This window comes from Pantoea sp. OXWO6B1, from assembly GCF_001641135.1.
Classification (GTDB): domain Bacteria; phylum Pseudomonadota; class Gammaproteobacteria; order Enterobacterales; family Enterobacteriaceae; genus Pantoea; species Pantoea allii.
In genome coordinates this window covers 2,105,960-2,131,515 of record NZ_LWLR01000001.1, presented here as the reverse complement: position 1 = coordinate 2,131,515, position 25,556 = coordinate 2,105,960, and the positions used below count along the sequence as shown (strand labels likewise).

Here is a 25,556-nt window from a genome sequence, read left to right as displayed (position 1 = left end):
ATATCAGATGCCCAGCGTCTTTCGGGCATAATTCAGCGCCTTATCAATAACTTGCTCGATAGACATCTGTGTTGAATCCAACACTAATGCGTCTTCAGCAGGCACCAATGGCGCTATAGCGCGGTTGCGATCGCGATCATCGCGCTCTTTTATCTCGGCTAAAAGGCGATCAAAGTTAACATTAAAGCCCTTATCCTGCAACTGTAGCATACGTCGCTCTGCACGCACTTCCGGGCTGGCATCAAGGAAAATCTTGACGGGGGCGTCGGGGAAAACAACGGTGCCCATATCACGGCCATCGGCAATTAAGCCGGGGCCTTCGCGAAAAGCACGCTGGCGGCGCAATAGTGCCTCACGGACGCGGGGAAAAGCGGCAACGCGCGAGGCGGTGTTGCTGACTTCCTGGGTCCGAATTTCGCTGGTGACTTCTTCACCTTCCAGAATGACCTGCATCTCGCCGTTCTGAGAGATAAAGCGCACATCCAGGTGAGCAGCAATGGGAACCAGTCCCTCTTCAGACTCAATATCGACCTGATGATGTAATGCGGCTAAGGCCAAAACACGATAGATCGCGCCGGAATCCAGTAAATGCCACTGCAAGGCTTCCGCCATCGCTTTGCACAGGGTGCCCTTTCCCGCGCCACTTGGCCCATCAATAGTTATGACCGGGGCAGTTGCTGTCATCATTCCCTCCTGTTGCTGCGCGCATTTTGGCCAGTTGGCCGTCACAAATGTCGGCCATTATACGCTGCCCTGCGACGCTTCGTTACCCTTTAGAGGGAAGGTGATGCGAAATTTCGCCAGAAAAAGGACTTTTCTGGCCTGCTGAATGGGAATGAGAAACAGGCCCGGCAAAATACTCACCGGGCGAGGAGATCAGGCATTCTGGCTGATTTTTGCCAGTTGCTCGAAATAATCAGGGAAGGTTTTTGCAGTACAGCCAGGATCCAGAATGGTAACAGGCGTATCTGATAACGCCACCAGCGAGAAACACATTGCCATACGGTGATCGTTATAGGTTCCGATCGCGGCATGCGTCAGCTGAGCCGGAGGCGTAATACGGATATAATCGTGCCCTTCTTCGACTTCAGCCCCGACTTTACGCAATTCTGTTGCCATAGCCGTCAGGCGATCGGTTTCTTTTACCCGCCAGTTATAGATGTTACGCAGTTGGGTGGTGCCCTGAGCAAACAGTGCAGCTGTCGCAATCGTCATAGCCGCATCAGGAATGTGATTCATATCCATATCGACAGCCTGCAGTTTGCCCGCCGTACAGGCGATGTAATCATCACCCCACTCGACGGATGCGCCCATTTTTTCCAGAACATCAGCAAAGCGAATATCGCCCTGTACGCTGTTACGACCAATACCGGTCACGCGCACAGTGCCACCTTTAATCGCTGCCGCCGCAAGAAAATAGGAGGCAGAAGATGCATCGCCTTCCACCAGGTAATCTCCCGGTGACTGATACTGCTGTTTTCCTTTAATCAGGAAGTGCTGGTAGTTTTGATTTTCAACCTCAACGCCAAAGCAGCGCATCAGGTGCAGCGTAATATCGATATAAGGCTTAGAGACCAGATCGCCTTTAATGCTGATTCGCGTGTTCTCTTCAGCTAAAGGGGCCATCATCAGCAACGCGGTCAAAAACTGACTGGATACGCTGCCGTCTACGGTGACTTCACCGCCAACAAAGCCACCACGCAGGCGAACAGGCGGATAATCTGTATTCTCAAGGTAATCAATCTGGGCGCCCCCCTGACGTAACGCATCGACCAGATGCCCAATCGGCCGCTCTTTCATTCGCGGCTCGCCCGTGAGCACCACATCCTGCGCCCCAAGGCAGAGCGCCGCTGCCAGCGGGCGCATGGCCGTGCCAGCATTGCCCAGGAAAAGCTCAACCGGTTGTGCAGCCAAAAGAGGGCCGCCCTTTCCTGTCACTTCGCAAACGGTACGATCGTGGGAAAGGGTGAAATCCACGTCCAGAGCCTTGAGCGCATTAAGCATGTGCTTAACATCATCACTGTCCAGCAGGTTAGTGAGTCGGGTTTTACCCTTCGCCAATGCGGCCAGCAGCAACGCACGGTTTGAAACACTCTTGGAACCGGGCAAATTAACCGTGCCATTAACGCGAGCAATGGGCTGAAGGGTCAGGGAATCTTGCATGTGAAACTCAATCCTCAAAAAAACGACAACTCCGCCGGATGGCGGAGTCGGGTGTCAGCAGTCCCGCTGACTGGGGAATAATCAGCCGTGGCGACGTTCGAAATCAACCATGAAGTCTGTCAGCGCTTTAACGCCTTCCAGCGGCATGGCATTGTAAATGGATGCCCGCATGCCGCCGACAACGCGGTGGCCTTTTAACGCGTGCAAACCGGCTTTTAATGACTCGTCCAGGAACAGGCTGTCGAGTGACGCATCCGCCAACTGGAAAGGAATATTCATTCGCGAGCGGTTTTGCAGCGCAACATCGTTACGATAGAAATCACTCTTGTCGATCAGATCGTAAAGCAAGCCCGCTTTTGCCTGATTAATTTTCTCAATTTCGGCCACACCACCTTTCTGCTTCAGCCACTTAAACACCAGTCCACTCAGGTACCAGGCGAAGGTGGGCGGTGTATTGAACATCGAATCATTTTCTGCCAGAACGCTGTAATCCAGGATAGAAGGCACGCTCTTATGGGCTTTACCTAACAGATCGTCCCGGACAATGACCAGGGTAATCCCCGCCGGGCCAATATTTTTCTGCGCACCCGCGTAAATCACGCCATAGCGACTGATATCGATAGTGCGGGATAAAATCGTGGAGGAGAGATCGGCAACGACGACTTTGTTGCCAAAATCAGGTTCTTCATCAATGGCAACGCCGTCGATGGTTTCGTTAGGACAGAAGTGCAAATAGGCGGCCGTGTCACTGACATCCCACTCACGCATCGGCAGAATGGCACGCTTACCCTCAAGGGTGGTTTTGACATCCAGGGTACGTGGCGAGCAATATTTAGCCGCTTCTTTAATAGCGCTGTGCGCCCAGTAGCCGCCGTCGGCATAATCTGCACTGGTGGCGCTACCCAGCAGGTTACCCGGTACCGCAGCAAACTGCGCGCGTGCGCCACCATGGCAGAATAAAACTTTGTAATTAGAGGGTATTTTTAGCAGATCGCGGAAGTCCGCCTCTGCTTCCTCAGCCACCTGAATAAATTCTTTACTGCGGTGACTGATCTCCATTACGGAAGTTCCCAGGCCGTGCCAGTTTGTCAGTTCTTGTTCTGCACGGCGGAGCACTTCGCTCGGCAGCATCGCTGGCCCAGAGCTAAAATTATAAATTTGCGTCATTTCCCTCACCACTGTCATATAAAACGGTTATGAATAACGATTCGGTTTTATCACTGCATTCTGGTGGCTGCAATCATAAATCTAACACCGGTCACATTTTTCCAGCACATCGCACCGAAGGTTATATTACCAATGCAATCCAACACGAAATATTGTGAGGCGAGTTCCTTTCGTTCAGTCTCGGCATTGGCAGATAAACCAGGGTATGAGAAAACGTCCGGTAAAATTGCCGCGCCTTGATAGCGAACAGGCAGCAAAAAACGTATCATTGCGCGCTTTACGCACCCTATTTTACAGAGAGAGCGGCACCATGACGCAAACTTTTATCCCGGGCAAAGATGCCGCCCTGGAAGACTCCATTACGCGTTTCCAGACCAAACTGCAGGATCTGGGCTTTAATATAGAAGAAGCCTCCTGGCTTAATCCCGTTCCACACGTCTGGTCTGTGCATATCCGCGACCGCGACTGCCCACTCTGCTTTACCAACGGCAAGGGTGCCAGCAAGAAAGCCGCCCTGGCTTCGGCGCTGGGTGAGTATTTTGAACGTCTGTCCACCAACTACTTCTTTGCCGATTTCTGGTTGGGTAACAGCATCGCTCAAGGCGATTTTGTCCATTACCCCAATGAAAAGTGGTTCCCCCTGCCTGAAGATGACAGCCTGCCAGAAGGCATTCTGGATGCGCGTCTGCGCGCCTTTTACGATCCTGAAAATGAAGTGGCTGCGTCAGATTTGATCGATCTTCAGTCGGGTAACCACGAGCGCGGTATTTGCGCCCTGCCTTTCACGCGCCAGTCCGATCAGCAAACCGTTTATATTCCGATGAACATCATTGGCAACCTGTACGTATCGAACGGCATGTCAGCCGGTAATACGGCCAATGAGGCACGGGTTCAGGGATTATCTGAAGTCTTTGAGCGTTACATTAAGAACCGTATTATTGCGGAGTCTGTCAGCCTTCCCACCATTCCTGAGTCGGTGATGGCACGCTATCCTGCCGTGGTGGAAGCCATTGCTCGCCTGGAGGCGGAAGGCTTCCCAATCTTTGCTTATGATGCGTCATTAGGCGGTAAGTACCCGGTTATTTGCGTCGTGCTGTTTAATCCTGCTAACGGTACCTGTTTTGCCTCTTTCGGCGCGCATCCGGACTTTGGCGTGGCGCTGGAGCGTACCGTCACTGAGCTGCTTCAGGGCCGTAGCCTCAAGGATTTGGACGTCTTTACGCCGCCTACCTTTGATGATGAAGAAGTGGCTGAACACGCTAACCTGGAAACACACTTTATTGATTCAAGCGGCCTGATTTCCTGGGATATGTTCAAAGAGACGGCTGATTATCCGTTTGTGGACTGGAAATTTGATGGCACTACCGAGCAAGAATTCAGCACGCTGATGGCGATTTTCGCGGCCGAAGGTCAGGAAGTCTATATCGCGGACTACGAGCACTTAGGTGTTTATGCATGCCGCATTATCGTGCCTGGCATGTCAGATATTTATCCGGCTGAAGACCTGCTGCTGGCTAACAACAGCATGGGCGCGGGCATACGTGAAACGCTGCTTGCCCTGCCTGGAAGCAACTGGAATCCGGAAGAGTATCTCGATCTGATTTCTCAGCTGGACGAAGAAGGTTTTGATGACTTCACCCGCGTCCGCGAGCTGCTGGGTCTGGCAACGGGTAAAGATAACGGCTGGTACACCTTACGCATCGGCGAGCTTAAAGCGATGCTGGCGCTGGCCTGTGGTGACCTGGATCAAGCGTTAATCTGGACAGAATGGACCATGGAGTTTAACGGCTCCGTTTTCAGCCCAGCACGTGCAAATTACTATCGTTGCCTGCAAACCTTGCTGCTTCTGGCCATGGAAGATGAGCGTAATCCACTGGAATATCATGCTGCCTTTGTACGCATGTATGGTAGTGAGGCTGTAGAAGCAGCCTCTGCGGCGATCAGTGGTGAAGCGGCCTTCAACGGGCTCCAGCCGGTGGACAGCGATCTCACCGCTTTCCCTGCCCACCAGGCGCTACTGGCGGCTTATGAGAAACTGCAGCGTGCTAAACGTCGCTACTGGGAAAACGCATAATTATTTGCGGCATTCTGTCAGATTAAGTTTGCGATAAACGCAAAGGCACTAATACTCATTAGTGCCTTTCTTTTTTACCCATTAAGCATTTCAGTTATTAATAGATCATCGTTTTTATTATCCAGAATAAAAACAACACAATAGAGATATTTTGTTAACAGCACAGTGACGTCGACAGCTGCAGCACCTCGTCAATTAAACAAAACCTGCATTATTTAAAATAAATTTAATTATTTATTTTCAATAACTTATTCAAAAAACCATTCTTTTTTGTCAGAATTTTTCCGCCATTGCCCGGCCGAACATGATCTAAATCAACTTCTACCTCTGTTGCCTTTGTTATTATTTTTTCAGACAACTTTTGGAGTGAGTTAGTGTGAAAGCTGACAATCCTTTTAACCTGTTATTACCCGCCGCGATGGCGAAAGTTGCTGAAGACGCTGGCGTTTATAAAGCAACCAAGCATCCCCTGACAACGACCTTTCTCGCGTTTACTGCGGGCATGTTCATCTCTATCGCTTTTGTGTTTTACATTACGGCCACCACCGGCAGCGGTGAAATGGCCTACGGTATGGCAAAACTCATCGGCGGTATCTGTTTTTCACTGGGCTTAATCCTTGTCGTGGTCTGCGGTGCCGATCTGTTCACCTCTACCGTGCTGATTGTGGTCGCTAAAGCGAGTGGCCGTATCACCTGGGGGCAACTGGCACGGAACTGGATTAACGTTTATTTAGGTAACCTGGCCGGTGCACTGTTTTTTGTGACACTGATGTGGTTTTCCGGTGAGCATATGGTGGCCAACGGCGCATGGGGTTTAAACGTGTTGCAAACGGCCGACCATAAAATGCATCACACGTTTATCGAAGCCGTTTGTCTGGGCATCCTGGCAAATTTGATGGTCTGTCTGGCGGTCTGGATGAGCTATTCAGGGCGCACCTTAACAGATAAAAGCCTGATTATGATTTTGCCGGTGGCGATGTTTGTTGCCTGTGGTTTTGAACACAGTATCGCAAATATGTTTCTGATTCCTTTCGCCATCATTATTCGTGATTTTTCTGGCCCTGAATTCTGGCAGGCCGCTGGCACGACCGCGGCCCAGTTCCCGGCCCTCTCTGTAAAAAACTTTATTTTCGACAATCTTATTCCGGTCACGCTCGGCAACATCATCGGCGGCGGCCTGTTAGTTGGATTGACCTACTGGGTAATTTACTTACGCGGTGGGCACGAAACGCACTAATCCTGTCTCGACGGTGCATCCCAATCCGATATACCCGAGAGCAAAAGTCTCCTTAAATAAGGCAGGTATAATATGACCGAACTTAACGCAAAACTCGCCTCAGCCTGGCAAGGTTTTACTGAAGGCGAATGGCAGAACAGCGTCAACGTACGCGACTTCATCCAGAAAAACTATACGCCGTATGAAGGCGATGAATCTTTTCTGGCAGGTGCCACCGAAGCCACAACCAAACTCTGGGAAAGCGTGCTGGAAGGCATTAAAGTTGAAAACCGCACTCACGCCCCCGTAGATTTTGATACCGATCTTGCTTCTACCATTACGTCCCACGATGCCGGTTACATCAACAAATCGCTGGAAAAAATTGTTGGCCTGCAAACTGAAGCCCCATTAAAACGCGCCATTATTCCCTTTGGCGGTATCAAGATGGTCGAGGGCTCATGCAAAGTTTACGGTCGTGAACTTGATGTCGCACTGAAAAAAACCTTCACTGAATATCGTAAAACCCATAATCAGGGTGTGTTTGATGTTTATACCCCAGACATTTTACGCTGCCGTAAATCCGGTGTATTAACCGGCCTGCCAGATGCCTACGGCCGTGGGCGCATCATCGGTGATTACCGTCGCATCGCGTTATACGGCATTGACTATCTGATGGCTGATAAGTTTGCTCAGTTTACTTCCCTGCAGAGCGATCTGGAAAATGGCGTAAACCTGGAAGCCACTATTCGTCTGCGTGAAGAAATTGCTGATCAGCATCGTGCGCTGGGACAGATTAAAGAGATGGCAGCCAAATATGGTCACGATATCTCTGGTCCAGCCACTAATGCCGTGGAAGCGGTACAGTGGACCTATTACGGCTATCTGGCCGCAGTAAAATCGCAAAATGGCGCGGCCATGTCGTTTGGTCGTGTTTCAACCTTCCTGGATGTGTTCATCGAGCGCGATCTCAAAGCAGGCAAACTGAATGAAGAGCAGGCTCAGGAACTGATTGACCATCTGGTGATGAAACTGCGTATGGTGCGCTTCCTGCGCACGCCTGAGTATGATGAACTGTTCTCTGGCGACCCTATTTGGGCTACTGAGTCGCTGGCCGGTATGGGTGTTGATGGTCGTACGCTGGTGAGCAAAACCACCTTCCGCTTCCTGAACACGCTGTACACCATGGGGCCGTCACCCGAACCTAATATGACCATTTTGTGGTCTGAAAACCTGCCGGTTAACTTCAAAAAGTATGCGGCGAAAGTGTCTATCGATACCTCGTCACTGCAGTATGAAAATGACGACTTAATGCGCCCTGACTTTGACAACGATGACTATGCGATTGCCTGCTGCGTCAGCCCGATGATCGTCGGCAAGCAAATGCAGTTCTTTGGTGCCCGCGCGAACCTGGCGAAAACCTTGCTCTACGCAATCAACGGCGGCGTGGATGAAAAACTGAAAATGCAGGTGGGTCCAAAAGAGGCCAAAATCACCGACGATGTGCTTGATTTCGACATCGTGATGGCACGTCTGGATCACTTCATGGACTGGCTGGCAAAACAGTATGTCACTGCATTGAACATCATCCACTTCATGCATGATAAATACAGCTATGAAGCGTCGCTGATGGCACTGCATGACCGTGATGTTTACCGCACCATGGCATGTGGTATTGCCGGCCTGTCTGTCGCTGCGGACTCACTGTCTGCAATCAAATACGCGAAGGTGAAACCGGTACGCGACGAAGACGGTTTGGCCATTGATTTTGATATTGAAGGTGAATATCCACAGTTCGGTAACAACGACCCACGCGTTGACGACCTGGCTTGCGACCTTGTTGAACGTTTTATGAAAAAAATTCAGCAACTCGAAACCTACCGTCACGCAGTACCGACCCAGTCAGTGCTGACCATTACCTCTAACGTGGTTTACGGTAAGAAAACCGGTAATACGCCAGACGGTCGCCGTGCAGGCGCGCCTTTTGGCCCAGGCGCTAACCCGATGCACGGTCGCGATCAGAAAGGTGCGGTGGCATCCCTGACCTCGGTCGCTAAACTGCCGTTTGCTTACGCAAAAGATGGTATTTCCTATACCTTCTCTATCGTTCCAAACGCGTTAGGTAAAGACGACAACGTGCGTAAAACCAATCTGGCAGGATTGATGGACGGTTACTTCCATCATGAGACCAGCATTGAAGGCGGTCAGCATCTTAATGTGAACGTCATGAATCGGGAAATGTTAATGGATGCGATGGATAACCCTGAAAAATATCCTCAGTTGACCATTCGCGTCTCCGGTTACGCCGTGCGCTTTAACTCGCTCACTAAAGAGCAACAGCAGGACGTGATTACCCGTACCTTTACACAGTCCCTGTAAGTACGTTAGCCACTACGCTTATCTGAGGCTCCTTCATGGAGCCTCTTATTCAAAGTCTGCTTTGGTGGTTGTCTGAGACACGGATAACCACCAGAATCGATTTCCTGTTCAGAGCACGCCAGAGAGTGTGCCACCTGCTCCGCAGGCTTACCTGGAGAATACATCGCAATGTCAGCCATTGGTCGCATCCACTCATTTGAATCATGCGGTACCGTAGACGGTCCCGGTATTCGGTTTATCACCTTTTTCCAGGGCTGCCTGATGCGCTGCCTTTACTGTCATAATCGTGATACCTGGGACACGCACGGCGGTAAAGAAATCACCGTTGAGGCGCTGATGGCGGATGTTCTGTCCTATCGTCACTTTATGAATGCATCAGGTGGCGGGGTTACCGCATCGGGTGGCGAAGCGATTCTGCAGGCCGAGTTTGTGCGCGACTGGTTTCGCGCCTGTAAAGCAGAAGGCATTCATACCTGCCTCGATACCAATGGCTTTGTTCGCCGCTACGATCCGGTTATTGATGAATTACTGGACGCGACGGATTTGGTCATGCTGGACCTCAAACAGATGAATGACGATGTTCACCAGATCCTGGTCGGCGTGTCCAATCATCGCACGCTTGATTTCGCCCGCTATTTACAGAAAAAAGGGAAACGTACGTGGATTCGTTTCGTCGTGGTGCCCGGCTATTCTGACGATGATGACACCGTCCATCGATTAGGCGCTTTTACTCAGGATATGGAAAACGTTGAGAAGATAGAGCTGCTGCCTTATCACGAACTGGGTAAACACAAATGGATTGCGATGGGTGAAGAGTACAAACTTGATGGGGTGAAGCCGCCCAGTAAAGAGACAATGGAGCGGGTAAAAAACATTCTCGCCAGCTACGGGCATGAAGTGATGTATTGATGACGATGCCGGGAATAGTCACCCCGCTCAATTCACCCCACTCACAGAAACGAATCACCCAACCCTCGGGCTGCGATGTGCCAACGAAGCACAGGGCAGCCCTCTGAGAAGTCGGTCAGGCATGCGCCACGGGCGTGGCATGATGATCGGCTTTACGCAACAGCATAACCAGGTAAACCAGCGCCACTGCCGCAATCATTACAAACAGCACGCGGTCAGAATAACTCTGCATCAGCATCGCGGTCATGCTTGGACCGGCCAGGCTGCCCAGCGTATAGCTTAGTAACAACGCCTGATTCATGGCCACCAGTTCGTGGTGTGCAACGGTTTCACAGGCCCACGACATCGCCACGGGATAAAGCGTAAAACCGGCCAGCCCCAGTACAAACAATGCGGGTGCCATCGCGGCATTGGTCAGCATCGCAATAGCGCCCAGGATCACCACAAATACCTGCACACGCAGCACCATCATGCGACCAAAGCGATCGGCCAGACGACCAATCGGCCACTGCCCGACAATGCCTGCACTGACCAGTAGCGCCATCCAGTAGCCAACGTTCGCGTCACTCATGCCCTGGTGGGAAAGATACAGCGGCATCAAACCATACAGCGAACCCAAAACAATACCTGAGATGATACAACCGTTGATGCCAAGGCGAGAACTGCGGCGACGCAGCATAGGCAAAATGCGTCCACCCGGCAGCGCTTCAGCTGGGTCGCTGTGGGTGGCAACCTGAGTGAAGATGAGCGGTAAAATGGCACAAATCACCGTCGCGGTTACCCAGGGGATCACACTTAACAACTCAGTCGAAAGCTTGCTCACCAGCAGTTGGCCGGCAACCGTTCCCAGGTAATAGACGATCATATAAGCAGCCAGCAGCTGCCCACGGTTGCGTACCGTGCCGCTACATAATAAAGCGCTTTCAACCACGACCCAGACTAACGCACAACCGATGCCCGCCGTAAAGCGTAACAGCGTCCATGACCAGAATCCCGACATCATCATCATGCACAGCGTGGCCCCGGCAAACAGACCGGTAGCCAGATAATAGCTACGGTTAAATCCATAATGTTTGATCAACCAGCCCGCCGTTAAGGTCCCGAGCAGATTGCCGGTATAATATGACGAACTCACTACGCCCACCTGCCAGGTAGCCAGAGCATCATGCGTCAGCCAGAGTGGAACCAACGTATTCAGCACAGCAATAGAAACTGTCATTAATAACAGGCCGCAAAGCAGCAATATCACAGGACGTGACCAGGTCGACATAGGGATTAAAAACCAAAAGAAATGAAGGAAATTGCGCGCAGTTTGCCATTGCGTTTTTTAAAGTCAACGGGGAGAAACAGGCCTCAGCACATTTTGCTGCCCGACAATTTAATTTATTTATCTTCAGTAAGTTAGCGGGATATTTTACGCCGATGAAAATAAAGCTATCTCTATGATAATGTAGATTTTTACGCTTCCGGCAGCGCGATACATCGATAACGTTTATTTGTGATAAATGCTTATGCGGTTCGTAGACATCGTTCCGCCATTTGGACCAAAAAAAAACCCAGCGGGCGCTGGGTTTTTCAGAGGATACGGGCGATTAACCAATAAATTCCAGGCCCTTCATATAAGGGCGCAGTACCTCTGGCACGGCAATGCGGCCGTCTTGCTGCTGGTAGTTTTCCAGCACCGCCACCAGGGTGCGGCCCACAGCCAGACCGGAACCATTTAAGGTATGGACCAGACGCGGCTTTTTATCCTGCTTATTACGGGTGCGGGCCTGCATACGGCGGGCCTGGAAATCCCCCATATTTGAGCAGGAAGAGATTTCACGGTACGTATTCTGCGCCGGTAACCACACTTCTAAATCGTAGGTTTTGGTGGCGCCAAAGCCCATATCGCCCGTACACAGCAGCACTTTACGGTAGGGCAGATTCAGCAGCTGTAAGACTTTTTCGGCATGACCGACCAACTCTTCCAGGGCATCCATTGAGGTTTCTGGCGCGACGATCTGTACCATCTCGACTTTATCGAACTGGTGCATACGAATAAGTCCACGCGTATCCCGGCCATAGGAGCCCGCTTCAGAGCGGAAACATGGCGTATGAGCCGTCAGCTTCAGCGGCAGGTTCTCTTCCTCGACGATTTCATCACGTACAAGGTTGGTCAATGGCACTTCTGCGGTAGGAATCAGTGCATAGTGGCTGCTTTCTGATTCCTCTTCCAGCGGTCGGGTATGAAACAGGTCTTCGCCAAACTTAGGCAGTTGTCCTGTTCCGTACAGGGTCGCGTGGTTAACCAGATAAGGCACATAGGTTTCCAGGTAGCCATGCTGCTCGGTGTGCAGATCGATCATAAACTGGCTGAGCGCACGGTGCAGGCGGGCAATCTGTCCCTGCATCACGACGAAGCGTGAACCGGTAAGCTTTACTGCCGCGGCAAAATCCAGCCCTTTCGCGGCTTCGCCCAGCTCAACATGATCTTTTACCTGAAAATCGAACTGGCGTGGCTCACCCCAGCGGCTGACTTCCTGATTCTCGCTGTCGTCTTTGCCCAGCGGCACTTCATCCGCAGGAATATTCGGCAGCGCCAGGCTAAAGTCGCGGATCTGATTTTGCAGTTCATCCAGTTCTGCTTTGGCAGCATCCAGGCGTTCGCCCAGGCTGTTCACTTCCTGACGCAGTGGCTCGATGTCTTCCCCACGTGCTTTGGCCTGACCGATGGATTTGGATCGGGAGTTACGCTCGGCCTGCAGGTTTTCGGTTTCTACCTGCAAGACTTTGCGACGCTCTTCGAGCGAACGCAGCATTTCCACATCCAGTTTGAATCCTCGGCGTGCCAGTTTTTCTGCGACTGCGTCTGGCTCATTACGCAGCAGATTGGGATCGAGCATGCTTATCCTGTGTATTTATGAGTTAAAAGAAGGGACGCATTCCTGCTGGAATGCGTTGAAAACATTGACCACATTACCGCAACGTCTGTTTTAGCGGTAGCGTTTTGTCTGGCTATTTTGATCGAGTTCAGTAAGCCAGGCCAGCTTTTCGCCAATTTTGCCTTCAAGACCACGTTGTGTTGGATGATAGTAACGTGTTTGTGCCATTTCAGGGGGGAAATAGACCTCGCCAGCCGCGTAGGCGTTGGCTTCATCATGGGCATAGCGGTAACTTTCACCCAGGCCCATCTCTTTCATTAGCTTAGTGGGCGCATTGCGCAAATGGTCGGGGACATCAAAATCGGGATGGTCGCGCGCATCACGCATCGCGGCCTTAAACGCGTTATAAACGGCGTTACTTTTTGGCGCGCAGGCCAGATAAACAATGGCTTGTGCAATCGCCCGCTCCCCTTCCGCGGGGCCGACGCGGGTAAAACAATCCCAGGCCGAAATCGCAACCTGCATACCCCGAGGATCGGCGTTGCCGACATCTTCAGAGGCAATCGCCAGCAGGCGACGTGCCACATAGAGCGGATCGCCACCTGCGGTAATAATCCGTGCGTACCAGTAGAGGGCAGCATCCGGTGCCGAACCGCGAACAGACTTATGTAACGCAGAAATAAGGTCGTAAAAACGGTCGCCCTTGTTATCAAAGCGGGCAGAACGCTCACCGGCCACCTCGGTTAACAGCTGTGGCGTTAATTCCCTTTTCCCGTCCGCGCGGGTTTCGGCCATATCCGCCATCATTTCCAGCGTGTTCAGCGCACGGCGCGCATCGCCGTTCACCAACTCAGCGATCATGCGCCGCGTATTATCCGGTAACAGGATATCGCTGTTGCCATAGCCTCGATCGGCGTCCTGCATAGCCTGGTCAAGTACCTGCTCGATGTCCTCTGTGGTCAGGGATTTGAGCAAATAAACGCGGGCGCGTGACAACAGGGCGGAATTAAGCTCGAAGCTGGGGTTTTCGGTCGTTGCACCAATAAAGGTGATTGTGCCGTCTTCAATATGCGGCAGAAAGGCATCCTGCTGGCTTTTGTTGAAACGGTGCACCTCATCCACGAAAAGAATCGTGCGACGGCCGGCCTGCTTGCTCAGGCGCGCACGTTCTATCGCTTCACGAATTTCTTTGACGCCTGATGTGACAGCAGAGATGCGTTCAACGTCCGCGTTGCCGTAGTGCGCGATAATCTCGGCCAGCGTGGTTTTGCCTGTTCCTGGCGGTCCCCAGAGAATCATTGAATGCAAATGGCCAGCCTCAATCGCGCGCGGCAGCGGTTTACCCGCAGCCAACAGGTGTTGCTGACCAATATAGTGCTTCAGGGTTTCTGGCCGCATACGCGCGGCCAGTGGTTTAAAATCTTCGCTGGAGAAATCCAGGGACAGGTTACTCACTACCACCTCACTGACGTTGATCATCCACCGTGACGCCTTTAGGCGGGGTGAAAGTGAATTTATCCGGGCTGATAGGGCCGTTTTTCTGGCTCTTTAACTGGTAGTTACTGCGCTGCCCATCCTGCTCTATGGCGCTGAACTGATTGATGGTGCCATCTGGTGTCACATCAATCGTGAACTGCTTGAGATTGCCATCGCTTTTCTTCGGCGTCAGTTCAAATTTGTCGCCCTGCTGCTTGACGTTATATTGCTTCCAGTCACTCGACTGATTACGGGCAATCAACATAAATGGCGTATTACTGGTGGCGTTTTTTAACAGGCTTACCGTGGCCTGTTCTACAAACGGGTTGTAGAACCATAACGATTTTCCGTCAGAGATAATGACGCTCTCGTCAGGCGCGGTCATGTGCCAGTTGAACAGGCTGGGGCGTTTAACCCACAGCTCACCTTCCCCGTCCTGCACGTTAGCACCGCTGCCATCGGTAACCTTTTGAGTAAAGCTGGCGTGGAAGCTGTTTACTTTATTTAAACGCTGTTGCAGGTCAGTCGATGCATCAGCGAAAGCGCTGGCTGAACCCAAAGCGGCCATCAGGCCGAAGGCGATTACGCGTAATTTCATCTGCTTAAATCCTTATTAAATCGTTTCCCGTTGATAACGATACTAAGCCTGGTCGCTGTCCTGCATTTAATACAGGAGAAAAAACCGAAAGCCTAATCAACTATGGGGGTTAACCGCTAAAAAACAATGAGCCAGCAAGAACTGGCTCATTGATTTATGTTTCAAAGCTTATCGCTCAGGCTCTACATATCATGTGGCGGTGGTGACAGGACTTCGCGGTTACCGTTATGACCCGGCGACGAGACAATTCCTTGTGCTTCCATCTGCTCAATGATGCGCGCAGCGCGGTTATAGCCGATACGGAACTGACGCTGAACGCCCGAAATAGAGGCGCGACGCTTGTCTACCACAAAGCCCACCGCCTGATCGAACAACGGGTCCAGTTCTTCATCGCTGTCGATACCGCCTGCACCTTCGCTCTCTTCACCTGCCGTAATGCTCTCAATGTATTGCGGACGGCCACGCGCTTTCCAGTCCTGCACAACGGCATGCACTTCCTGATCGCGCACAAAGGCACCGTGAACACGGACCGGCATGGAGGAGTTTGGCGGCATATAGAGCATGTCACCCATCCCCAGCAACGACTCCGCGCCGCCCTGGTCGAGAATAGTACGCGAGTCAATTTTACTTGATACGGTAAAGGCAATACGGGTCGGGATGTTCGCTTTGATCAGACCGGTAATCACATCCACCGAGGGACGCTGGGTTGCCAGCACCAGGTGGATACCTGCCGCACGTGCTTTCTGCGCCAGGCGGGCAATCAGCTCTTCCACTTTTTTACCCACGGCCATCATCAGGTCGGCGAACTCATCCACCATCACCACAATGTAAGGCAGTTTTTCCAGCACCGGTGGCGTCATGTCCATACTGTCGCCCGGTTTCCAGAACGGATCGGGGATTGGACGGCCCATCGCCTCCGCCTGCTCAACTTTCTCGTTGTAGCCCGCAAGATTACGCACGCCAAGCGCCGACATCAGTTTATAGCGGCGCTCCATCTCACCGACGCTCCAGCGCAGCGCATTCGCCGCATCTTTCATATCGGTGACGACTTCGGTGAGTAGATGCGGAATGCCTTCATAGACCGACAGCTCAAGCATTTTCGGGTCGATCATAATAAAGCGCACTTCTTCCGGCGTGGCTTTATACAACATGCTGAGAATCATGGCGTTCACACCGACTGACTTACCCGAACCGGTGGTACCCGCTACCAGTAAGTGTGGCATTTTCGCCAAATCGGCCACTACCGGCTGACCGGCAATGTCTTTACCCAGTACCACGGCCAGAGGTGAAGGATTGTCACGGAATTTTGGACAATCCAGCACTTCACGTAAGTAAACGGTCTGACGATGCTTATTCGGTAATTCCAGTCCGACATAGGGCTTACCGGGAATCACTTCAACAACGCGCACTGCCGTGGTCGACAGTGAACGGGCCAGATCGCGTGACAGGTTAGAAATACGCGCGGCTTTCACGCCAGGCGCCAGATCCAGTTCAAAGCGGGTAATCACCGGGCCTGGAGAAATGCCGACGACTTCCGCCTTAACACGATAATCGCCCAGGCGTGATTCAACCAGACGTGCCGTCTGCTCCAGCGCAAACATATCAACCGGCTCCTCTTCGACAGGCGGCGCGGTTAACAGATCCAGCGAAGGCAATGGCGTGGAGGGTTTTTCCAGCGGCTGCTCATGACGCATCAGGAAAGGGTGAATCAGGCTATCATGCAGCGACGGTTTTGTGTCTTCGACGGGTTCTGGCTGTTGAACAGGGGCCACGAAGGTATCCGACACCACGCTCTGTGTCGGCACCGTTCTCTGGGCTGCCGCCTGTTCTGGTGCGGCCTGCATTTGCTGCCACGGCTCATGTTTTGCCGCCACGTCATCCGTTTCAGGCGCAGCCGCAATGGTGAACAGCGGCTCAACAGGTCCATCGTCGACCAAATCTTTCATCGGTGAGAAATCAAAAGCCGCCGAGGTATCCAGATTGAAAACCGGTGCGTTGTTGTCGGGCTCCGCCTCATAGCGCTGTTGCTGCTGTTCGGCGAACTGACGTGCCAGCGATGCCTGTTGCAGTGCCAGTTCATCGTCCTCGTGCTGCTCATCCTGTTGCCAGCGCTCGCCATAACGCTGTTGCTGTTCCGACTGAAACGCGTGGCGTAACTCGGCCTGTTGCAGCGCGTCTTGCTCCTCTGCAGACCAGTCCGGGTTGTGCGTATCCTCAGGCACTGGCTGAGACGCGGGGCTTTCAGACAGCTTCGCTTTCTCTTCCGCCATGCGCTGCGAAGGCAGTTTGATCCCATAGGAGGCCAGTTCGCGTCGGGTCGGTAATTTCACCGGATTCGGCCGGGGCAGCGCCGGGCCAATCCCCTGCTTCACCTGAGGATTCGCCTGATTTTCAGGTACCGGTTCAAACAGGGGCGACATCGATGACGCCTGCTTTGCGGCAACGGCTGATGTCACCGCGCTGCTCAGCGTCGCGGCAGAGGCTGCCTCGCGCCAGTTGCCCATTTTCGGCTCATCATCCTCATAAGCCGTAAAGGGGCTTGAGGATGCAGGCGTTTCATCCGGCATTTCAAAACGGTACAGAGGTGGTTCGCTCACCGGTTTATCCTGCGGAACAGGATCAAGCGGCGCAGCATTGCGCGCGGGAGTAGAATAATGTGCTGCCGATTCCTGCGCGGACGCGGCGGCAAAATGGGCGGATTGTGCAGGTACAGCGCCCACTGGCTGAGCGACAGGGGCTACTGACTGTGCGGTCGCCGCACTGGACAGCGCCGGGGCAACGGCAGGCTGCTGGGTCGGCACCGCAGCGGACGCCACCGGCATATCGGAAGCGTCGACGGTTGCAGCGACGGCGGCGCGAGTGGCTGTTGCCGCCTTAGCCAGCAGCGGATCGTGCTCATCCAGATCGGGCTGAGCTTTACGCGGTGCGGCAAGCAAAACGTCATCGTCTTCATGCGGCTGAGCGTGAAGGACAGGCACAGCCTCTTCATGATGTTCTGCCTCATCCTCTTCCTGCCAGGGTTCGTCATGGCGTGAACGGTTGCTGGCAAAGGTCAGCACGCCCATAACAACGCCGCCGATTCTTTCCGCAATGGTTAACCATGACCAGCCGGTATAAAGCGTAATCCCGGCAGCCCAGATGCAGAGCAGTGTCAGCGTTCCGCCTGCTGGACTAAACCAGGGCGAAATCGCATTACTGACCAGACTGCCGATGACGCCACCCGATGCAAAATACCAGATGTCGTCAGCATTGAGTGCCGCCATACCGCAGGTGGTCACCACCAACGCCAGTACGCCGATTAAGCGTAAACCGATGGCGAAATAGTCAAAGTAGTCCTGATTATCGCGCTGGCGAAACGCTATCCAGCACAGCCCCAAAATCACCGGCGGAATGGCGTACGCCATCACACCAAAGATGAACAGTAAGGTATCAGCCAGCCACGCGCCTACCTTGCCACCAATATTATGGATAGGTTCATGCCAGGCCGTCTGCGACCAGCTCGGGTCGGAAGGATTAAAACTGACGAGGGAAACCATCAGATAGATGGCAAACAACGCCACCAGGATGAGCAACGCTTCCAGCAGACGGCGTCCACTGCTCAGCGACTGTAACGAAACGTCTTTATCTTCTGTGTATTCCTGGCTCAAGAGAACTCTCCAGGTGCCTGTAAAGTAAGAAACAACAGCGCCGGGCTCACCCGACGCTGGTCCTGTATGTATTCACAGGAGTGTACCGAAATTTCACAGGCTTTGCACCTGCCACGCATCAGCGCGTTTTGATCACCAGACGGTTACTCTGTTTGACCTCTTCCATCACCACGTAAGTCCGCGTGTCGTTTACACCTGGCAGGCGCAGCAAGGTTTCACCCAGCAGCTTGCGGTAGGCGGACATATCAGGCACGCGCGTTTTAAGCAGGTAGTCGAAATCACCAGAAACCAGGTGACACTCTTGAGTTTCCTCAAGTTTTTGTACGGCGGCGTTAAATTGTTCAAACACATCTGGCGCGCCACGATTCAGAGTAATCTCAACGAATACCAGTAATGAGGCGTCCAGGTAGTGAGGGTTAAGTTGCGCAGTATAACCAAGGATGAATCCCTGGCGTTCAAGACGACGTACACGCTCAAGACAAGGTGTAGGCGATAATCCTACACGTTTGGAAAGTTCCACGTTTGAGATGCGACCGTCTTTCTGCAATTCATTCAGAATGTTTCTGTCGATCCTGTCGAGGTCTTTACCGGGGCGTTTCTTATTATCTACCATTATTATTGTCTCTCTTAATTCCTTCCCTTTACCTGCCATCCCCTGAAAACGCTCATTGTTCGGGGCATTTTTTGAAGTGAAATAACAAAGTCTGAGTGCGTTCGCACCTATGTGTATGACGCATGTTGCCTGTCCACATCATGCGTCATGACCCATATCAGACGACAAAATTCGTTCGGCACATTGCCCAAAACCCGGCGGCAAAACCCGTTTTGTTCCGAAGATGTCATTCGCTTCTTACACTGTTTTCGCAAATGCGCAGGCGATTGTCAAAGTAAAATGTCTAAATTCAGGACAAGATGCCAGACACTTCGCTGGGTCACTGTTTTTAAATGAGTATTTTCGTGCGGCATGGTGCAACGAAATGAATTTTTGCCCCCTTTTGGCACAAGTGACAGGCGAAAAACGTATTCATCGTCTACGCCGTTTACAGCAATCGCCAACAAAAGCGCGCAAGTGTTGTCAATGATGCGGCTTATTCCCTACAATCGCAGACTATGTCAGGCGAATGAAACTGAGGAACGCATGAGTACGGCTAAACACAGTAAGTTGCTCATTCTGGGCTCTGGTCCAGCAGGTTATACCGCAGCCGTCTATGCTGCACGCGCAAATCTGAATCCGGTATTGATTACCGGGCTGGAAAAAGGCGGACAGCTGACCACCACGACGGACGTGGAAAACTGGCCGGGCGACCCGCACGATCTGACAGGTCCGTCGTTAATGGAACGCATGCACGAGCATGCTGAGAAATTTAACACTGAGATCATTTTTGACCATATTCATAGCGTTGATCTGCAGAATCGTCCGTTCCGTTTAACCGGTGACAGCGGCGAATACACCGCAGATGCGCTGATTATTGCCACGGGCGCGTCGGCGCGCTATCTCGGCCTGCCGTCAGAAGAGGCGTTTAAAGGCAAAGGCGTTTCAGCCTGCGCCACCTGCGATGGTTTCTTCTACCGTAATCAGAAAGTCGCCGTTATCGGCGGCGGTAATACGGCGGTAGAAGAGGCACTTTATCTGGCCAATATTGCCGCTGAAGTGCATTTGATTCACCGTCGCGACAGCTTCCGTGCGGAGAAAATTTTAATTGATCGCCTGATGCAAAAAGTCAGCAACGGCAACATCGTGCTGCACACTCATCGTACGCTGGAAGAAGTTGTGGGCGATCAGATGGGCGTGACCGGGCTGACGCTGCGTTCAACGCTGAACGATGAAACGGAAGCGCTGGAGGTTGCTGGCCTGTTTGTGGCCATTGGCCATAGCCCAAACACGGCGATTTTCGACGGTCAGTTAGCGCTTGAGAATGGCTATATCAAGGTGCAGTCAGGACTGCACGGCAATGCCACCCAGACCAGTATTCCGGGTGTGTTTGCCGCGGGTGACGTGATGGATCATATCTATCGCCAGGCCATTACCTCTGCGGGTACTGGCTGTATGGCTGCCTTAGATGCAGAGCGTTATCTTGATGGTCTGGTTAAGAACGATAAGTAAGTTGTTAATAACCTGATCTTAATTGTTTGAGGCGACTGTTTTTCAGTCGCCTTTTTTATTATCACCATGCTAAATTCATGCGCCAGGCGTGAGGGACTTGCCTCATTTCATTTGTCTTCGCCACAGTGGGTTTCGCATGAACAAATCGCGGCAGCAGCACCTTACCCGTTGGCTTCGTCAACAGCGCCATCATGCCGGTCCCTGGCTACGACTTGCCTCACTCTTAGGTTCAGCAGGCGCACTACTGATTATCATGCAGGCCTGGCTGCTGGCTTCGTTACTGCAGGCACTTATCGTCGAGCAGCAAGCGCCGCAATCCCTCCTGCCCCGCTTTATGTTACTGCTGTTGTGCTTTGTGCTGCGCGCGGTGCTGAACTATGCCCGCGAGCAGGCAGGCTTTCGGGCCGGTCAGGCCATCCGCCAGGCACTGCGTAAACAGGTTTTGGATCGTTTATCCGATCTGGGGCCCGCCTGGATACAGGGCAAACCCGCAGGCAGTTGGGCAACACTGCTTCTGGAACAAACCGAAGATATGCAGGCGTACTATGCGCGTTATCTGCCGCAGATGACGCTGGCAGCGGTAATCCCTTGCTGCATTCTGATTACCCTGTTCCCCCTGAACTGGGCCGCCGGATTGATTCTGCTGGCTACGGCACCGCTGATTCCGCTCTTTATGGCGATGGTGGGCATGGGCGCGGCCGATGCTAATCGCCGCAACTTCCTGGCCCTGGCACGCCTGAGCGGTGACTTCCTTGATCGCTTACGCGGACGGGAAACGCTGCGGCTGTTTCACCGGGCTGATGCAGAGAAGCAGGCAATTGCCGCCACGACGACAGATTTTCGTCAACGGACGATGGAGGTTTTACGCCTGGCCTTTCTCTCCTCCTCAGTGCTGGAGTTTTTTGCCTCATTAGCCATCGCCGTGGTGGCGGTTTATTTTGGTTTCTCGTACCTGGGCGAGCTGCATTTTGGCGATTACGGTAAAGGCGTCACGCTGTTTGCCGGGTTCCTGGTGTTGATTCTGGCCCCCGAATTCTTTCAGCCTCTGCGCGATCTTGGCACCTTCTATCACGCTAAGGCACAGGCAATCGGCGGTGCAGATGCCCTTGAGCGGTTTATGCAGGACACACCATCGTCAGACAGGGCCTCAGGTAATGTCGCGTTTAGCGCCACTTCGCCGCTGGAGCTGGTTGCTGACAACCTTGTGGTCTGCGCCCCCGGCGGCAAGGTTCTGTGCGGCCCTTTACATTTCACCCTACGGGCAAGCGGGCGCGTGGCGCTGGTCGGCAAAAGTGGTGCAGGCAAAACCGCGCTGTTAAATGCCCTGCTGGGGTTTTTACCCTATAAGGGTTCGCTCAAAGCCAATGGCATTGAGCTTCGCGACCTGGCACGACGCGACTGGCATCAGCATCTTGCCTGGGTTGGACAAAACCCACAGTTACCGGCCGCAACGTTGCGTGAAAATATCGTCATGGACGCGCCCCTGGATACTGAACGACTGGACAGGTTAACCGCCGCCTGTGGCATCAACGAATTCCTCCCCCGGCTGCCTGAAGGGCTGGATACCGCGCCTGGCGATGCCAGTAACGCGTTGTCCGTGGGACAGGCACAGCGTATTGCGGTAGCGCGAGCGCTGTACAAACCGGCTCAGCTATTGCTACTGGATGAGCCTGCCGCCAGCCTGGATGCGCTAAGTGAACATCACGTTATGCTGGCGTTAAATCAGGCTGCAACGCAGCAAACCACCCTGATGATTACGCATCAGATTGATTCGCTGCAAGACTGGGATGAAATCTGGCTCATGGAGGAAGGAAAACTGGTGCAGCAGGGCCACTGGCAGCAACTTACCTCACAGCCTGGGCCGTTCCGTGAATTGCTGCAACATCGTCAACAGGAGTGCATCTGATGTCTGCTCTGCGTCCTTTTATACGATTGTGGCTGCGTCATCCCTTCCGGCTGACGCTGGGAATGATTCTGGCCATCGTCACGCTGTTAGCCAGCATTGGCTTGCTGACCTTATCCGGGTGGTTTCTGGCGGCCTCGTCTGTCGCTGGCGTTGCGGGACTGTACAGTTTTAACTATATGCTTCCCGCCGCAGGTGTGCGCGGCGCGGCAATTATCCGCACGGCGGCCCGTTACTTTGAACGGCTGGTCACTCACGACGCGACGTTTCGGGTGTTAGAACATTTACGCGTTTTCACCTTCAGCCGTTTGATTTCGCTGGCACCCGCTCAGCTTGCAGCCTTTCGTCAGGCGGATCTGCTCAACCGCTTTGTCGGTGATGTCGACACGCTGGATCATCTCTATCTGCGGGTAATCTCACCGCTGCTGGGTGCGTTTATCGTCATTGTGGTGGTGACGGTCGGTTTAAGTCTGATTGACCTGCAGCTGGCTCTCACCCTGGGCGGTGCCCTGCTCGCCCTGCTCTGCATCTTGCCACCGCTCTTTTACCGCCTGGGCGCACCGGCGGGCGTTGCGATTACCCGTCAGCGTTCGCACTGGCGCGTGCAGTTAATGCACTGGCTGGCAGGTCAGGCTGAACTGACGTTATATGGTAATGCTGCAGTCTGGCGCACCAGACTCGACAGCAGTGAACAACAGTGGCAGGAGGCGCAGCGTCAACAAGAGCGTTTACAGGCGCTGGCGCAAAGTCTGTTACTGATATGCAGCGGCATGACGGTTACTGCGCTGCTCTGGCTCAGCGCAGAGAGCATTGCGCAGCAGCAACTTCCCGGGCCATTCATTGCGCTGGTGGTATTTTGTGCTCTGGCCGCTTTTGAAGCCCTGGCCCCGGTCGCGGGCGCATTTTTGCCACTGTCTCAGGTGATAACGGCGGCCCAACGCGTCAATGAAATTATCGAACAAACACCGGCGATTGTTTTTCCCTCTAAAACCGTTATCCCTTCTGGTGCATTACACGTAAGCCTACAGGCGCTTGATTTTTGCTATCCGGGACGCCCTGAAAAAGTGTTGAATCAGTTTTCATTAAGCATTGAGGCGGGAGAACACGTTGCACTGCTCGGACCGACCGGCTGTGGAAAATCGACATTGCTTGGGCTGCTTACGCGCGCCTGGGATAGTCAGCAAGGTGAGATCAGGTTAAACGCAGTTCCCCTTACTGAGTGGGATGAGGCGCAACTCCGGCAACGCATCAGCGTTGTCACCCAGCGTGTTCATCTGTTCAGCCAAACCCTGCGTGACAATTTATTGCTGGCCTGCCCCAACGCCAGCGACGAAACCCTGACTGCGGCATTAATGCAGACTGGTCTGCAGAACCTGCTGGATAACGAGGAAGGATTAAATGCCTGGCTGGGCGAAGGCGGTCGTCCGCTGTCTGGGGGCGAACTGCGACGTCTGGCGCTTGCCCGTGCCCTGCTGCATAACGGTGACCTGTGGCTATTGGATGAGCCAACGGAAGGCCTTGATGCTGCCACCGAGCAGCATATTCTCGCCTTGCTGCAGCAGCTTACGGCAGGCAAAACCGTCATTATGGTCACTCACCGTCTGACAGGCCTGGCGCAGATGGACAGAATTTGCCTTATGGACAGCGGCCGAATCATTGAGCAGGGAAATCATTCCGAATTAGTCGCAAAAGGTGGACGTTACTGGCGTTTCCAGCAACGCTTTGCGTTATAGTTTCGTGCAAAAGCTGATGGATAACGTAACGCGATGAGACTGGTTCAACTGTCACGGGAATCGTTGCTCTTTCCTCCCCCGGAAATGGCCCTGCGCGAGCCCAATGGTCTGCTGGCCATGGGCGGCGATCTTTCGCCTGCCCGTCTGCTCAGCGCCTATCAGCAAGGTATTTTCCCCTGGTTTTCGCCGGGCGATCCGATTCTGTGGTGGTCACCCGATCCCCGTGCGGTGTTGATCCCTGAACATTTTCATCTTAGCCGCAGTATGAAACGCTTTCATCAGCAATCGCCTTATCGCGTCACCATGAACGAAGCCTTTGCTGATGTCGTTGAGGGCTGTGCCGTGGGCCGCGAAGAAGGAACCTGGATCACCTTTGAGGTGAAACGCGCATGGCTGAAACTCTATGAGCTGGGCCATGCTCACTCCATTGAAGTCTGGCGCGGGCAACAGCTGGCAGGCGGCATGTACGGGCTGGCACTGGGCCAGATATTTTGTGGTGAATCCATGTTCAGCCTGCAAACCAATGCTTCAAAAACCGCACTATGGGTTTTTTGTCAGCATTTCATTAAGCACAAAGGATGTCTGGTGGATTGTCAGATACTTAATCCCCATACGGCATCGTTGGGCGCGGTCGAAATCCCGCGTGAGGCTTACCTGGAATCGGTAAAAAACCTGTCATCTCAACCCGTTGACAGCGGTTGCTGGCTCAACCAGACCCTTTTTTAAAGCTCGCGCAGATGTTTTGCACACACAAAGTCGGTTAAGTGCTATAATAGCGGCGTTTGGTATGTCGTCCGCGCTTGAATTTCAAGCCGGAATTGCCAGGCTGGGAATCTCATCGCACTCTCGGGACTGTTTCAATCGTGCGCGTGTTACCGGTTGATTCAGATTCTTAGCCCGCTAATCCCCCGCAGACGTCACATAAACACCCTAATTTAACCGACATGCTCGCGTTATAAGCGAAGCACGGCGATGCGTTGGCTTTATTGCCGACGGTTCTTTACATAACTCGTTGAATTGGGCATTATCTTGCCGGTTCAACTGAAAGGTAGTACACCCAGAGGATTCGATGGCCAAAGAAGACAATATTGAAATGCAAGGTACCGTACTGGATACGTTACCTAACACCATGTTCCGCGTAGAACTTGAGAACGGACACGTGGTTACCGCTCATATCTCCGGTAAAATGCGTAAAAACTACATCCGCATCCTGACGGGCGACAAAGTGACTGTCGAGCTGACCCCGTACGACCTGAGCAAAGGCCGCATTGTCTTCCGTAGTCGCTGAGTTGCGTTGATGCTATTGCCTCCAGCCGAGGCAATAAA

At 53.0% G+C, this 25,556-nt stretch carries 18 protein-coding genes; 9 read left to right on the top strand and 9 right to left on the bottom strand.

The window, feature by feature from the left end; genetic code table 11:
* Window positions 1-3 precede the first annotated feature (3 nt).
* From cmk to serC, 3 genes are all read right to left on the bottom strand, one after another.
* The gene (gene cmk, locus A6A26_RS12155; RefSeq protein WP_063878948.1) at window positions 4-684 is read right to left on the bottom strand and encodes a (d)CMP kinase; all 681 of its coding nucleotides are present in this window, start codon (window positions 682-684) and stop codon (window positions 4-6) included.
* A 192-nt stretch (window positions 685-876) separates the two neighbouring features.
* Window positions 877-2,163: a 3-phosphoshikimate 1-carboxyvinyltransferase gene (aroA, locus tag A6A26_RS12150; protein WP_063878947.1), complete on the bottom strand. Its 1,287-nt coding sequence runs from the start codon at window positions 2,161-2,163 to the stop codon at window positions 877-879.
* An 81-nt stretch (window positions 2,164-2,244) separates the two neighbouring features.
* Complete coding sequence (gene serC / locus A6A26_RS12145; protein ID WP_063878946.1) at window positions 2,245-3,330, bottom strand: 3-phosphoserine/phosphohydroxythreonine transaminase; 1,086 nt, start codon at window positions 3,328-3,330, stop codon at window positions 2,245-2,247.
* Window positions 3,331-3,640: 310 nt separating this feature from the next.
* On the opposite strand from serC, the gene ycaO reads away from it, so the two are divergent.
* The 4 genes from ycaO (at window position 3,641) to pflA (ending at window position 9,905) form a co-directional block, all read left to right on the top strand.
* Window positions 3,641-5,404 (top strand): 30S ribosomal protein S12 methylthiotransferase accessory factor YcaO, encoded by a 1,764-nt coding sequence (gene ycaO, locus A6A26_RS12140; RefSeq protein ID WP_063881144.1) that lies wholly within the window; start codon window positions 3,641-3,643, stop codon window positions 5,402-5,404.
* Between the two features lie 376 nt (window positions 5,405-5,780).
* Window positions 5,781-6,641, top strand: coding sequence for a formate transporter FocA (gene focA / locus A6A26_RS12135; RefSeq protein WP_063878945.1), 861 nt, complete (start codon window positions 5,781-5,783; stop codon window positions 6,639-6,641).
* Between the two features lie 72 nt (window positions 6,642-6,713).
* Window positions 6,714-8,996 carry a formate C-acetyltransferase gene (gene pflB, locus A6A26_RS12130; protein WP_063878944.1) on the top strand — a complete coding sequence of 761 codons (2,283 nt, stop codon included), beginning with the start codon at window positions 6,714-6,716 and terminating at the stop codon, window positions 8,994-8,996.
* Between the two features lie 168 nt (window positions 8,997-9,164).
* Window positions 9,165-9,905 (top strand): pyruvate formate lyase 1-activating protein, encoded by a 741-nt coding sequence (pflA, locus tag A6A26_RS12125; RefSeq protein WP_063878943.1) that lies wholly within the window; start codon window positions 9,165-9,167, stop codon window positions 9,903-9,905.
* Between the two features lie 115 nt (window positions 9,906-10,020).
* On the opposite strand, the gene A6A26_RS12120 is transcribed toward pflA, so the two are convergent.
* The 6 genes from A6A26_RS12120 to lrp form a co-directional block, all read right to left on the bottom strand.
* Complete coding sequence (locus A6A26_RS12120) at window positions 10,021-11,175, bottom strand: MFS transporter (protein WP_063878942.1); 1,155 nt, start codon at window positions 11,173-11,175, stop codon at window positions 10,021-10,023.
* Between the two features lie 322 nt (window positions 11,176-11,497).
* Window positions 11,498-12,790, bottom strand: coding sequence for a serine--tRNA ligase (serS, locus tag A6A26_RS12115; RefSeq protein WP_063878941.1), 1,293 nt, complete (start codon window positions 12,788-12,790; stop codon window positions 11,498-11,500).
* Between the two features lie 90 nt (window positions 12,791-12,880).
* Window positions 12,881-14,224: a replication-associated recombination protein A gene (locus A6A26_RS12110; RefSeq protein ID WP_063881143.1), complete on the bottom strand. Its 1,344-nt coding sequence runs from the start codon at window positions 14,222-14,224 to the stop codon at window positions 12,881-12,883.
* A gap of 7 nt (window positions 14,225-14,231) precedes the next feature.
* Window positions 14,232-14,843, bottom strand: a complete 612-nt coding sequence (gene lolA / locus A6A26_RS12105; RefSeq protein ID WP_063878940.1) for an outer membrane lipoprotein periplasmic chaperone LolA — start codon at window positions 14,841-14,843, stop codon at window positions 14,232-14,234.
* Window positions 14,844-15,025: 182 nt separating this feature from the next.
* Window positions 15,026-18,490, bottom strand: a complete 3,465-nt coding sequence (locus A6A26_RS12100; RefSeq protein ID WP_063878939.1) for a DNA translocase FtsK 4TM domain-containing protein — start codon at window positions 18,488-18,490, stop codon at window positions 15,026-15,028.
* Between the two features lie 118 nt (window positions 18,491-18,608).
* On the bottom strand, window positions 18,609-19,103 hold the full coding sequence (gene lrp / locus A6A26_RS12095) for a leucine-responsive transcriptional regulator Lrp (protein WP_006118610.1): 495 nt from the start codon (window positions 19,101-19,103) through the stop codon (window positions 18,609-18,611).
* A gap of 525 nt (window positions 19,104-19,628) precedes the next feature.
* Between lrp and trxB the strand changes: the two genes are divergently transcribed.
* The 5 genes from trxB to infA all read left to right on the top strand — a co-directional run bounded on the left by trxB (window position 19,629) and on the right by infA (window position 25,518).
* Entirely contained in the window at window positions 19,629-20,594 is a 966-nt protein-coding gene (trxB, locus tag A6A26_RS12090) for a thioredoxin-disulfide reductase (protein WP_063878938.1), read from the top strand.
* Window positions 20,595-20,730: 136 nt separating this feature from the next.
* Window positions 20,731-22,500 (top strand): heme ABC transporter permease/ATP-binding protein CydD, encoded by a 1,770-nt coding sequence (gene cydD / locus A6A26_RS12085; protein WP_063878937.1) that lies wholly within the window; start codon window positions 20,731-20,733, stop codon window positions 22,498-22,500.
* Entirely contained in the window at window positions 22,500-24,230 is a 1,731-nt protein-coding gene (cydC, locus tag A6A26_RS12080; RefSeq protein ID WP_063878936.1) for a heme ABC transporter ATP-binding protein/permease CydC, read from the top strand. The genes cydD and cydC overlap by 1 nt, the downstream gene beginning before the upstream one ends.
* A 33-nt stretch (window positions 24,231-24,263) precedes the next feature.
* On the top strand, window positions 24,264-24,956 hold the full coding sequence (gene aat, locus A6A26_RS12075; RefSeq protein ID WP_063878935.1) for a leucyl/phenylalanyl-tRNA--protein transferase: 693 nt from the start codon (window positions 24,264-24,266) through the stop codon (window positions 24,954-24,956).
* A gap of 343 nt (window positions 24,957-25,299) precedes the next feature.
* A complete protein-coding gene (gene infA / locus A6A26_RS12070; protein ID WP_002211347.1) occupies window positions 25,300-25,518 on the top strand; it encodes a translation initiation factor IF-1 in 219 nt (72 codons plus the stop codon).
* Window positions 25,519-25,556 lie beyond the last annotated feature (38 nt).